The following is a 12952-nucleotide window of genomic DNA, read 5'->3' on the forward strand; positions in this document are numbered from 1 at the left end:
GCGGTTCTCTTATCTGTGGGAAATATTTTAGAGAAGGTGAGGTAGTATGTTATGATAACGTTGCCCGAGAGGTATTCAAGAAAATGGCTTGTCGTATTGGCGGTTTTATTTGTCCTTACTTTTGTCTTGTTTATTATTTTTAAGGTGGTATTGCACGCTGACATAACTCAAAAGAATATTTTGGGTTTTTCCATTTTGTCTGCTCTTGTCTCGTTGGTAATAACCACAGGCGGATTTCTGGGGTTTAAGGTTTATTTTTGTATTTCAACGGCATCAAATGTATTGGGTCTCTTATACATGCTGTACATTGCGGTGGACCAATCGGCTCCAGGATGGACTGACCTTGTGGCCATCATGGCGTATATGTTCATCATGGGAATAGGGGTATTGGGCGGGATAGTGGTGCAGGCGTTGGTGGGGTTAATAAAGAAGTATAAGTTACAGTGATATAAAGGTGCAATATTAAGAGCAGTAGTGTTGTGTAAGAGAGGGGAGAGTATAGTGATGGATAGTTTCATTAAATTTAAAGAATTATTGAAAGAGATTTTTCAGTTTGAAGCTTCAGATTTAGATTTTGGCATTTATAAAATTTTAAATTATAGAAAGAAGCATATAGAGGATTTTATAGAGAAACGGCTGTTACAAATAGTAGAGAATGCTTTTGCGGGGCATAAAACAGGTATTGTAAAAGAAATAGAGGAGAAATTGCAAAGGGCAAAGGAACGGCTGGAGGAGATAGGCAGAGAATTGGATGAGGAAGTTTTTATGCCTTCAGGAGAGATAAGGGATAAATTTAAAGATACACCTGCGGGTAGAAAGTATATGGAGTTAAAAGAACAAAAAGAAGAAGTGGAAAAATTGGAGGAGTTGAAGCATCAAGTTTTTAATGACCTTTACAGCTTTTTTTCAAGGTATTATGAAGATGGGGACTTTGTTCCACAGTACCGTTATTCTACAAAGAAGCACAGGTATGCCATTCCTTATAATGGCGAAGAAGTTACTTTGTATTGGGCCAATAAAGACCAGTATTATACAAAGACGGGGCTTCTTTTTAGAGACTATACCTTCAAAGTCGATGAATATAAAGTTATGTTTAGGGTGGTAGAGGCAAAAGAGGAATTAGGTTCAAATAAATCTACCAAAGAAAGATTTTTCGTATTAGTTCAAGACGATTGTATTCAGTTTGAACAAAACCAGTTGGTTATAAAGTTTGAATATAGAGAGCTTACAGATAAAGAGGTTGCAAAGTATGAAGTCAGCGGGGGGAACAATAGTTCAAAGCAACAAAAGATAAACGACATCAGCTATAGTCAAATAATTGATCAGCTTGTAAAAGTTAGAAAAAATTTAGCTTTATACCTTCAAAAGGAAAAAAATGAAATGCCTTTGTTAAAATATCACTTATATAGGTTTACTGCCAAAAATACCAGGGATTATTTTATTCATAAGGACCTTAGAAAGTTTTTGACAGAGCAGCTAGATTATTTTATAAAGTCTGAAGTATTGGACCTTGACGTGCTAGTAAATGAAAAGTATGCAGACAAACATATTATCAGGGCCAGGGTGGTTAGGGAAATAGGTGAGAAGATAATAGATTTTTTAGCGCAGATTGAAGATTTCCAACGAAGACTTTGGGAGAAGAAAAAATTTGTTATATCTACCGATTATGTTATAACACTTGATAGGATAAAGAAGTGGGCAGGCGAAGGCTTCCTCGATGAAGTAATTAATGAAGTATTATCAAATGAAAGACAGCTCAAAGAATGGGAAGAATTGGGGTTTGGGAAAATAGAAAAAAGAGAGGATTTGATAGAAAAGAGAGATATGGTAGAAACTGAATACAAAAAACTTCCTATTGATACTAGATGCTTTGACAAACAATTTAAGGAAAGACTACTGGAGAACATAAGTCGTAATATAGATTTGGATGAAGCCCTGGACGGTTTGCTTATTAAGAGCGAAAATTGGCAGGCGTTAAATACGATTCTGAATAAGTATAGGGAAAAGGTGAAGGCGATTTATATAGACCCGCCATACAACACAGGAAATGACGATTTTGTTTATAAAGATAATTATCAGCATTCTTCTTGGTTAAGTATGATGGAAAATAGGTTAGAATTGGCCAAAGAATTAATGAGATATGATGGAGCTATTTTTGTTAGTATAGATGATAATGAAATTAATAATTTACTAATGTTAATGAGTCAAGTATATGGTGATATAAATATGCTAGCCAATATTATTTGGGAGAAAATACATACCAGAAAAAATTCAGCAAGATATTTTTCTATTTCACATGATTATGTTTGTGTTTTTGCTAAAGAAAAAGAAAAATGGGATAGAGTTTTAATACAACGTGAGAATACTAACTTGTATAGCAATCCAGATAACGATCCAAACGGCCCTTGGAAACCAGATCCTATATATGCTAACAACCCTTATTCAGCAAACTATATAATCAGAAAACCAAATGGGATAGAACTTCGACCGCCAGCAGGACAATATTGGAGATTTAGCGAAAAAACATGGCAACGTTATGTAAAAGAGGGACGAGTAATATGGGGAGAGGGAAGTTCTTATCCTGTAGTTAAACGATATTTAAATGAGGTGCAAAATGGTCTTGTCCCTGTTACTCTTTTTACAAGGGAATTTGCGGGTGATAATTCCGTTGCTAATAAGGAGTTAAATGGATTATTTGGGGAGGGAAGAGCATATTCGTATCCAAAACCAACTATGTTAATCGAAAGGTTGTTAGAAATTACTACTCGAAATAACAAAACAGAGTATATCCTCGACTTCTTTGCAGGTTCGGGTACAACTGCTCATGCGGTTATGAAGCTCAATAAGAGGGATGGAGGGAGCAGAAAATTTATTCTTGTTGAGATGGCGGATTATTTTCATACTATTATTGTTCCAAGGGTTAAAAAAATAGCATACTCTTTTAACTGGAAAGACGGAAAACCACAAGATACAGATGGAATAGGAGGCTTTTTCAAGTACCAAATTCTGGAACAATACGAAGATGCGCTTGATAATATTGAGCTCAAGGAAAATGAGCAAATGTTTGATATATTAAAAGATGAATACCTATTAAAATATTTCCTGGATTATGAGACCAGCGATAGTTTGTATTTTGTGAATATGGAATGTTTGAAAAAACCATTTGCTTATAAGTTGAAGGTAAATCTCTCCGAAGTTGGTGAACCCCAAGAAATGATAGTAGACATACCAGAAACATTCAACTATCTATTAGGGCTGGAGATTAAGAAGATAAAAATTAGGTATAAGGGTAACAGAAAATATATATTCATATTGGGACAAAAAGATAACACGACATGTGCCGTGGTTTGGAGAAACTACGAAAACGATTGGGCAGAGGAAGATTACTGGCATGATAAAGAGTTTATAAAACAGGAGTTAGCTGAGTGGCAGCCTCAGATTGTATATATTAACGCACAAAGCGTTTTGACTTCTGATTTTGGCACTTTTGCTGCTGAAATCCGTTACATTGAGCCTGAATTTAAGAAGCTTATGAATTCATAAGAAACCCAAAGGAGATGGTTACATGTCTATCGAGCGATACCTTGTCTTGAATAAATACTTTTTATCCCTTTTTGAAGTGATGGATTTTAGAGAGCTGCCGTTGAAGAAAGTGGAGGAATACATTGATAGCCAAGATGAATTAATGCCTTTCATGAGTGCGTTGATGACATTGAAAGATTTAAAAATATCTAAAGATGATTTGCGGCGTTATGACTGGAATATCCAGGAATATGTCAACAGGATTAATCGCTATCGTGGGAATGTTGCACTAAAATATTTCCAGTATCTACCTGTTTTATTTACAGAAATTTTCTTAGATCAATTGAAGAATAAAAAAGATGAATTTATAAACCAGCTAAATGAGTTTGTACGTTATTATAGGAAGGAAACAGGGATAGATATAGCGGATTTTGAGGAAAATGATTTGTGCAAGCTGGCTTTTTGGATGGCTACAGGTTCTGGTAAAACATTGATTATGCATATAAACTATCTACAATTTTTGAAATATAAACTATTTGATCCTGATAATATAATTTTAATTACACCCAATGAAGGGCTTTCTATACAGCACTATGAAGAGCTGAAAAAAAGCGATATCCCATGCAGAGTGTACGATGGGACTTTAAGACCGGGCATTAAAAACGAGGTGTTGATAATAGAGATAACCAAGCTGGTGGATGAAAAAAAGGATGGAGGGATAAAGTTACCGGTAAGCAGTTTTGAGGGAAGGACCCTTTTGTTTGTAGACGAGGGGCACAAGGGCAGGGCACAAGAGGATCGTGTATGGGCTTCACTGAGAGCGAAGTTGGGCGAAGGGGGATTTGTATTTGAATATAGCGCTACTTTTGGGCAAATATTGTCTGAAAATAACAAAAATGTATTAGAAGAATATGCAAAGTCGATTATATTTGATTATTCATATAAGTACTTTTATCTAGACGGTTATGGCAAAGACTTTTTTGTTATAAACGCCAAGAATACTAATGCCATATCAGAAAATTATTTTTCCGAAACTATGTTTGTGGCCAATTTACTTTCATTTTATGAACAGCTCGTATTATATGAAGAAAACAGGAAATTAGCAGAGGAATATAATTTAGAAAAGCCGTTGTGGATTTTTGTTGGTACTACTGTTAACAAAGAGGAATCAGATATACTTCAGATAATCGACTTTATTGATAAAGTTATAAATAATGAAAAGTGGTTAAAGGACAAAATTGATGATATTTTGGTAGGAAGAGCAGGAATAGTAAATGAGGAAGGAGAGGATATATTCAAGTACAAATTCAATATATTAAAAGAAAATGGTGTACCACTGGAAGACTTGTTTAAAAGAGTATTTAATGGGAAAGGCAGCCTAAATATTTATGAGATAAAAGGCAGCGAAGGGGAATTTGGGCTGAAAGTCGGAGATAATGATTATTTTGGCGTTATAAACATAGGCAATTGTAATGATTTTAAGAAAAAACTGGAAGAAAAAGGCTTTGAGGTTAAGGTAGATGTTATTTCAGCGTCTCTCTTTAGCAGCATAAAAGATAAAAATTCCAATTTGAATGTTTTAATCGGCGCTAAAAAGTTTACAGAGGGGTGGGATACTTGGAGAGTATCTTCTATGGGTTTACTGAATGTAGGTAAGGGGCAAGGTCCGCAAATAATTCAGCTGTTTGGGAGAGGTGTGAGATTAAAAGGTAAAGATATGTCTTTAAAAAGAAGTAATGACCGCAGAGTAAGTGCATTAGAGACCTTGAATATTTTCAGTATCAAAGCAGATTACTTAAGCAGATTTTTAGAAGCCATTAAAAAAGAAGAAGTTGAGTATGAGACAATGTATATTCCTGTTGTATATCAACATCAAGACAAATGGAAGAGTTTGTATATGATCGATAAAAAAGATGATTTGAAATTTGAAGATAGTGAACTAGTTTTTCTGAGGGCGGAAGGTTCGACTTTTGTAAACATCGATTTGACTCCTAAAATACAAGTTTTTACTGCTGGGAATGTGAGAGAAAAGAATAGAGAGGAAGTTGCTAAGTCAGAAGGAGATAAGCTGGAATTATGGAAATATGTTAATTTATTTAACTGGGAGCGTATATTTTTTGAGATTATAGAATATAAAAAATTAAAAAATTATTGGAATTTGATATTTGACAAAGAGATATTGAGGGAAATTATTTTATCATCAGAGCTATATAACGTACGTGTTCCAAAAGAAATGTTTAGGGAAATAGGTTATGAAAGTATACTAAGACTAGAAGATATAGCTATATTGGTTTTGAAAAAGTATATCGATATTTATTACAGGAAAATAGCTAGAAGTTTTGAAAGCAATAATATAGATCCCTTTATTTTAGATGAAAAGACAGGGCAACTTATGATGCCATTTATGAGTAAAGAAGGTTCTAAAGGCTATATGATACAGGTTGATAAAAGAGAAAGACAAATAATAAATCATGTAAAAAAGTTAATATCCGACTTTAAAAATTTATTGGATGAACAGGATGATGATAAAGTCTTGCCGCGGTTATATTTTGAAACACATTTGTTTGTGCCTATACTATTAAAGAAGAAGATCAAAGACGAGGAAAAAATAAAACTATCGCCGGAAGGACTGAATGAAAGTGAAGCAAAGTTTTTGAAGGATTTAAAAAGTTTTTTACAGTGTAATAATGAGATGATTAGAGATACTGAAATCTACTTGTTACGTAATTTTCCAAAGTCTGGCGTGGGTTTTCAGCTTGAATGGGCTAGATTTTACCCGGACTTTATAATGTGGCTAAAAAAGGGAGAACGCCAGACCATCGTTTTTATTGACCCTAAAGGTTTAGAGCATGATAAAAGTTTAGATAATGAAAAAATACTTTTTGCTGGTGGATGCTTAGATAATAGTGATGATATAGTTACAATCAAAACTATTGAAAGGAAGATCAATAATCCGAAAATAAGGCTTGAATCCTTTATTCTGTCCATTACTCCGTATAGGGAGTTGGTAGAAGGATTGGCTAAAAAACCGAGCAAAGACGATTACGAGAGGCATCATGTTTTGTTCCTTGATGACGAAAAATGGTGTGAGAAACTTTTTAGAACGATAAATATGGCTGTATAAGCTTATGCAGGATATGATAAATGCTGGAAGTAGTTCATATATTTTGAAGATTCCTCCCAGGGGGTTGAGAAGCAATTTCCATATCAGCACCGTTGTGCCTCCGGCTATCATTCCGGATATGGCGCCTGCCCTGGTAGTCCTTTCACAGAAGAGCGAAAACAGCATTGTGGGTTCGAAAGTTGCCTCCAATCCTGCCCATGCGAAGGATACCACCCTGAATATGACGCTGTTTTTATCTTTTATACTACTTATGCATAAACATACACAATGGCTATATTATAATGCAGAACTTTAAAACAGTGCAACAGTAATTTAATAGGTTTAAAAAACTCTACACAAGCTTCAGTTTACAAATAGCCTGAAAATTGATATTATATTCTAAAATAAGCTTAAAGGAGGCTATCCTGTTATGTCAAATCGGGCATTTGATTGGCTAAATCAGGCTGTAAAAGATTTAAATCATGCGGTAGAATCTAAAGATGTTGGACATCATGAGTGGGCATGTTTTGCTGCCCAGCAGGCAGCCGAAAAGGCTGTAAAAGCTTTGCACCTTTATTTGGGGCAGGAAGCCTGGGGACATGTAGTTGCGAGGCTATTAAAAGATTTACCAGAAGAAATTGATATTGACAATAGGCTAATTGAGAAGGCTAAAGTCCTCGATAATTTTTATATACCCGCCAGATATCCTGACAGCCACCCGGAAGGAGCGCCTTTTGAACATTATGGCTCTTTGCAAAGCGAGGAGGCTATAAAATATGCCAGTGAGATTATTGAATTCGTCCGTTCTAAAATGGCCTGATTTTAATGAAGTGATCGGTTCGCTGAACAGGTGGGTGAAAAAAGTGTTACAAGAAAGAGCGGATATAATAAGGATAGGTTATTTTGGCTCTTATGCACGAAAAGATTGGGGAGTTGGGAGCGATCTCGATTTGCTTGTGGTGGTAGAAAAATCCGACAGGCCGTTTCACAAAAGAGCTGCCGAATGGGATGTCCTGAATATACCTGTACCGGTGGACTTGCTGATTTACACGGAAGAGGAGTTTGCTAAATTGCGGTCTGAAAAACGGTTCTTTTATAGGCAGCTTGAAAAAGAAGTGGTATGGCTTTACCCTGATACTATTCAGAAAGATGGGGGAGTGGGGTGACAGTAGTTCCCCTCAACCGGTTCAATTCAGCAATTTAATAGGTTTAAATACAGACATGACTAAATTTATTATTGAAAACATTGATTCAAAATGTTATTCTTTATTTAGAATAAAAGCTTGGTTGTACGGTAGTATGGTTTTATGTTTTGTAGAGTTAAATAACGGTAGTATTGAGGTAAGGCAGTAGTATGGTATGACGGTAGGGGCTTTACCGTAAACTGCTTTTGTGCACAAAACCCCTACGGGGGTTTTTTATTTTTTGTCTAAGGAAGGGTGAAGTGCAAGCCATGTTAAAAAATACCAGAGTATATATAGTGGCAGTCTTGTTGGTAGTCTTTTTAGCTTCCTGCGTATCAGCCAGCATTGCCGCACAAAAAGGTGGAGCATCCAGCGGCATCGTGACAAATGGGGAGGTCATTCACCTGAGGCTGGCCCATTTTTTCCCCGCTACCCACCCGATAGAAACCGAAGTGGTGTCTTACTGGATAAAAGCGGTCGAACAGGCAACCGGCGGAAGGGTGAGGGTGACTAGCTATCCTGGTGAAACGCTGCTCAGGGCTTCAGATGTTTATGAGGGCGTCATAAACGGTATAGCTGATATTGGGCTGTCGTGCTTTTCGTACAACAGAGGGCGCTTCCCCGTTTTGGAGGCATTTGAGCTGCCGGGCATAACATACAAGAGCTCATGGGTGGCCAGCAAAGTAGCTTGGGAAGGAGTGAAAATCCTGGCGCCTAAGGAGGTTGGGGATACCAAGCTCATGATGGTATTTGCTACAGGTCCAGGGGACCTGTTTACAAAAGTGCCTGTTAAAACGTTGAAAGACCTCAATGGGTTAGAGATAAGGGCAACAGGGCTTAGCGTCAAGACCCTTAAATCATTAGGAGCTGTGCCTATTGCTATGGCGCAGTCTGAGACATACCAGGCTCTGGCTAAAGGTATAGTGAAGGGTAACCTCTCACCCGCCGAGGTGTTAAAAGGCTGGAAACAAGGAGAAGTTATAAAATATTTAACAAAAACGCCCTTCCTTTACAATACATTGTTTTATCTAACCATGAACAAAGGAAAGTGGAATTCGTTGCCCGATGACATTAAGGAGGCAATAATGGAGGTCAATGAACGTTGTTTTAATGATGTAGCTGCCAGTCTGTGGGATAGGCAAAATGAAAAGGCTATCAGGTGGGCTGTAGATGAGATGGGTATAGAAATAATTGAGCTTACTGGTGAGGAAAAGGATAAATGGCTGGATAAGGTGCGGTCTGTACAGGAGGAATATATCAGTGCTGTAAATGATATGGGCATCGATGGTCAAAAAGTGCTTAACACAGTTAAACAGCTAGGTGATAAGTACAATAACCAGTATTGATTGGGGGATGGTCATGGAGAAGCTGGAGAGGGTTATAAAAAGAGTGAGCTGGTTGCTTGATACTATAGCCTGTATCGGTATGGTTATGGTAGTGCTGATTACAGTATCGAATATACTGTTAAGGCAGGTAGTTGGCTGGTCGATACTGGGGGCTTCTGAATATGTTAGCGCTGTATCGGCGGTGGTAATAAGTTTTTCATTAGCTCGCTGTGCTCTTGAGGATGGGCATATTAAGGTGGAGTTCTTTGGAGAGAAACTTCCTAAAAAAGCGCTCATGGTAATAGATACCTTCTCTAAAACCCTTATTTCTTCTATAATGGTGCTATTATTTATTCGGCTTATGCAGCACGGAAATAAAATTAGGTTAAGCGGTGAGGTATCACCAACAGCCCAGTTTCAATTATACCCTTTTATTTTTATGGTGGTTTTAGGCATAGGTGTTCTTTGTTTGGTAAATGTTTTGGAGCTATTAAAGCTTATTAGGAGAGCGGTGAGACGGGATGAGTGAACCCATAATTGGCGTAGCAGGCATATTCCTGTTTTTATTTTTAATATGTTTACGGGTACCTATAGCGTATGCAATGGCCATTGTAGGTGCGGCAGGTTTTGCGTTATTGGTTTCGCCGTCTGCGGCTTTAAGCATGTTGGCTACCGAAGTGTACTCCAATTTTTCGTCTTATTCACTGAGCATGATTCCTATGTTTATATGGATGGGGTTTTTGGCATACTATTCTGCCATAGGTTCGAAGCTTTATAGGTTTGCATATTGTTTTATTGGACACCGGCCAGGTGGACTGGCCATAGCCACACAGGTGGCCTGTGCCATATTTGGAGCGGTATGCGGTTCCAATACGGCTACAGCGGCTACTATGGGAGCCATAGCATTGCCCGAGATGAAGAAGTACAGGTATGATGATTCGTTATCTACGGCAAGCGTAGCGGCTGGAGGGGCTTTGGGGATACTCATTCCCCCCAGCGTTATATTTATCGTCTATGGCGTGGCAACCGGGCAGTCAGTTGGGAAACTGTTTGTTGCGGGCGTTGTCCCAGGTATCCTATTGATGCTGTTTTATATAATTGCCATATGGGTTGTTGTGTTAAAAAGAAGGGACTTGGCTCCTGCAGGAGAAAGGGCTTCATGGGCTGAAAAGCTTGATTCGCTGCGCAACGGAGTTCTGGAAGTGCTGGTCGTATTCATTATTTCGCTAGGAGGGCTATTTGCTGGCTGGTTCACTCCTGCAGAGGCGGGGGCAGTAGGCTGTGCTGGAATTTTGCTCATAACTATGATAAGGCGCCAGATAACTTTAGAAGGGTTTTGGAAGTCATTAAGAGATACCACCAGGACAACTGCCATGATCATGTTCATGGTGACGGGGGCTATGGTGTTTGGACGATTTATGGCGGTGACCAGATTGCCGTTTGAATTGGCAGGCTGGGTATCGGGATTGAATTTGCATCCTCTCTTGATTATGTTGTTCATACTCTTTATATACCTCGTACTTGGATGTTTCATTGATGCACTTGCCCTTATACTGCTTACATTGCCCATATTTTATCCTGTGGTGGCCAATGTGCTGAAGTTTGACCCCATATGGTTTGGTGTCATCATTGCGATGGTGGTGGCCATCGGAGTGATAACTCCACCGGTAGGAATGAACGTATTTATCGTTAAAGGAATCGCAGAAAATGTATCGGTTGAAACTGTATTTAAGGGCGTGTGGCCATTTTTATTGGCGGCAATAGCCTGTGTACTATTGCTCATAGTATTTCCGCAAATTGTCACGTTTTTGCCCAATGTGTTGTATTAGAAGAAAAATTTGAATCATACTTTTTCTTAAAAAAAGTGTTGCATTTAATATTGCAATTTAGAAAAGCAAAGTATAATCAATTATAAATCCGTTTTTGCTTTGATCACGATGTGAAAATATGGTAACATTTATTTTGATATGTTATAATTAAGCCAAGTCAAATAGTTATAACATTTTTGGTACATAAAAGTTGTTTTGCTTGATTCTGGTTTGTTGATGTTTATTCATTATCACTAAGATGTAGTTATTTGGGAAAAGGTTTATTATGGGAGGAGTGTTTACAATGGAGTATAGGATTATTGGAGAAAATTTACCGGCGGTTATTTTTAAACTAAGGCAAGGGGAGAGCGTTATAACGGAAGCTGGTGGAATGTGTTGGATGAGCGAAGGCATCGAAATGGATACTAATATGAAAGGAGGTTTTTTCAAAGGGCTGGGTAGAGCTATTTCTGGTGAAAGCGTTTTTATAAGTAAATACACTTGTTCAATGGATGGTGCCGAAATTGCTTTTGCTTCAAGTTTTCCGGGGAAAATAATGCCTATTGTTTTGGAGCCAGGGCAGTCCATAATTTGTCAAAAGGGTGCATTTCTGTGTGGCGAAAGCTCAGTTGAGGTGAGCGTACACCTTGTCAAAAAGCTGGGGGCAGGTTTATTTGGAGGCGAAGGTTTTGTCCTCCAGAAAATAACTGGACCAGGTACTGTTTTTTTAGAAGTTGATGGTTCGGCGGTAGAATACACCTTGTCGTCAGGGGAAGTATTAAAAGTAGACACAGGTCATATAGTGGCTTTTGAACCAACGGTAGAGTATGACGTAATTACAGTGAAAGGCTTTAAAAACTTATTTTTCGGTGGAGAAGGCCTTTTCTTGAGTAAACTTACCGGGCCTGGGAAAGTAATGCTTCAAACTCTGCCTATAAGCAATTTGGTAAGAAATATTTCTCCTTATATTGCTAATTTATTGAAGGACAAATGCTAAAATATAAATAGGTGTTACGTTTAAGTGTAAAAGGTGATTACAATGAAGAAAAATACAAAAGCAAAAGTAAAAACAAAAGAAAGATACATAACCATAATCGTTGTTCCGCCTGCAGGTAGCGATTTAAAATCAGTCAAAATTTATTGTCCTAAGTTCATTATACCGACGATATTGTGCCTCGTTTTATGTGGTGCTTTGATGGCGTGGGTCTTTGTTAGAAACTTAATGTATGAGAACAATAAACTGAGGGCCAACAACATTCAGCTTCATGAAGTGAATCGTGCTCAGCTTCAGGTAATAAAGGACAACGAGCAGAAAGTAAAGGATGTGACTTACAATAACTTGCAAATGCAAGAGAAGATACAACAACTAGCAGATTTATATGAGGAAATAGTGCAAAAATATAAGGGAATCACCGAAAGATATATATTGATGGCTGAAACACAAACATTAGCTAGCCGTTCAGATACTAGGAATGATAAAAGCTTCATATCTGACATTATCACCTTACAAAACAAAATTATGGAGATAAAATCTGTTTTAATGCTTGGTCCTTCTGACGAAGCCATATCGGATGCACGACTATTGCTAGATCATTTTGCTAAGGCTTTACCGGATTTTATTCCTCTACAAGGTAGAATATCAGACGGGTTTGGATATAGGGAAGATCCGTTTACAAAAGAACAGCAGTTTCACAGTGGAATTGATATTGCCGCACCCTATGGCGGCGATGTAAGAGCAGCAGGGGCAGGGAAGGTAGTTTTTGTAGGCAGAAAAGGGGGATACGGCAAGCTGGTTGTCATCGACCACGGGTATGGTATAACGACTTACTATGGCCATGCATCCAAGTTATTGGTGAAAGAGGGACAGCAGGTGGGGAAAGGAGAGGTGATTGCCAAAGTGGGCAGCACCGGTAGAAGCACAGGCCCGCATTTGCATTTTGAGATAAGGATAAACGATGTACCTATCAACCCTTTAAAATATATAACCTTGGAACAATCACCTTGATTAAA

10 protein-coding genes and 1 pseudogene are annotated in these 12952 nt (G+C 37.9%); 10 read left to right on the forward strand and 1 reads right to left on the reverse strand.

Going from position 1 to position 12952, the window contains the following annotated elements:
• The first annotated feature begins 51 nt into the window (after window positions 1-51).
• From JOD02_RS03460 to JOD02_RS11420, 3 genes are read left to right on the forward strand one after another with little or no spacing between them, the layout of a single operon-like run.
• Window positions 52-447 (forward strand): hypothetical protein, encoded by a 396-nt coding sequence (locus JOD02_RS03460; protein WP_204486930.1) that lies wholly within the window; start codon window positions 52-54, stop codon window positions 445-447.
• 57 nt (window positions 448-504) lie between these two features.
• The gene (locus JOD02_RS03465) at window positions 505-3543 is read left to right on the forward strand and encodes a site-specific DNA-methyltransferase (RefSeq protein WP_204486932.1); all 3039 of its coding nucleotides are present in this window, start codon (window positions 505-507) and stop codon (window positions 3541-3543) included.
• A 22-nt stretch (window positions 3544-3565) separates the two neighbouring features.
• Entirely contained in the window at window positions 3566-6646 is a 3081-nt protein-coding gene (locus JOD02_RS11420; protein ID WP_243426313.1) for a DEAD/DEAH box helicase family protein, read from the forward strand.
• A gap of 3 nt (window positions 6647-6649) precedes the next feature.
• Here the strand turns inward: JOD02_RS11420 and JOD02_RS11865 are convergent.
• Window positions 6650-6883 (reverse strand): annotated as a pseudogene (locus JOD02_RS11865) (sodium:solute symporter family transporter); the annotation flags it as partial.
• Window positions 6884-7055: 172 nt separating this feature from the next.
• Between JOD02_RS11865 and JOD02_RS03475 the strand changes: the two are divergent.
• The 7 genes from JOD02_RS03475 (at window position 7056) to JOD02_RS03505 (ending at window position 12947) form a co-directional block, all read left to right on the forward strand.
• Window positions 7056-7445 (forward strand): HEPN domain-containing protein, encoded by a 390-nt coding sequence (locus JOD02_RS03475; RefSeq protein WP_204486934.1) that lies wholly within the window; start codon window positions 7056-7058, stop codon window positions 7443-7445.
• On the forward strand, window positions 7402-7791 hold the full coding sequence (locus JOD02_RS03480) for a nucleotidyltransferase domain-containing protein (RefSeq protein WP_204486936.1): 390 nt from the start codon (window positions 7402-7404) through the stop codon (window positions 7789-7791). The genes JOD02_RS03475 and JOD02_RS03480 overlap by 44 nt, the downstream gene beginning before the upstream one ends.
• Window positions 7792-8078: 287 nt before the next feature.
• Complete coding sequence (locus JOD02_RS03485) at window positions 8079-9155, forward strand: TRAP transporter substrate-binding protein (RefSeq protein WP_204486943.1); 1077 nt, start codon at window positions 8079-8081, stop codon at window positions 9153-9155.
• Window positions 9156-9168: 13 nt separating this feature from the next.
• Complete coding sequence (locus JOD02_RS03490; protein WP_204486945.1) at window positions 9169-9663, forward strand: TRAP transporter small permease; 495 nt, start codon at window positions 9169-9171, stop codon at window positions 9661-9663.
• Complete coding sequence (locus JOD02_RS03495; RefSeq protein WP_204486947.1) at window positions 9656-10963, forward strand: TRAP transporter large permease; 1308 nt, start codon at window positions 9656-9658, stop codon at window positions 10961-10963. Before JOD02_RS03490 ends, JOD02_RS03495 begins: the two co-directional genes overlap by 8 nt.
• 283 nt (window positions 10964-11246) lie before the next feature.
• Window positions 11247-11939 (forward strand): TIGR00266 family protein, encoded by a 693-nt coding sequence (locus JOD02_RS03500; protein WP_204486949.1) that lies wholly within the window; start codon window positions 11247-11249, stop codon window positions 11937-11939.
• Window positions 11940-11981: 42 nt separating this feature from the next.
• The gene (locus JOD02_RS03505; protein WP_204486950.1) at window positions 11982-12947 is read left to right on the forward strand and encodes a M23 family metallopeptidase; all 966 of its coding nucleotides are present in this window, start codon (window positions 11982-11984) and stop codon (window positions 12945-12947) included.
• Window positions 12948-12952: the final 5 nt, after the last annotated feature.

It is taken from the genome of Caldicoprobacter guelmensis (genome assembly GCF_016908415.1).
In the GTDB taxonomy this organism is placed as follows: Bacteria; Bacillota; Clostridia; order Caldicoprobacterales; family Caldicoprobacteraceae; genus Caldicoprobacter; species Caldicoprobacter guelmensis.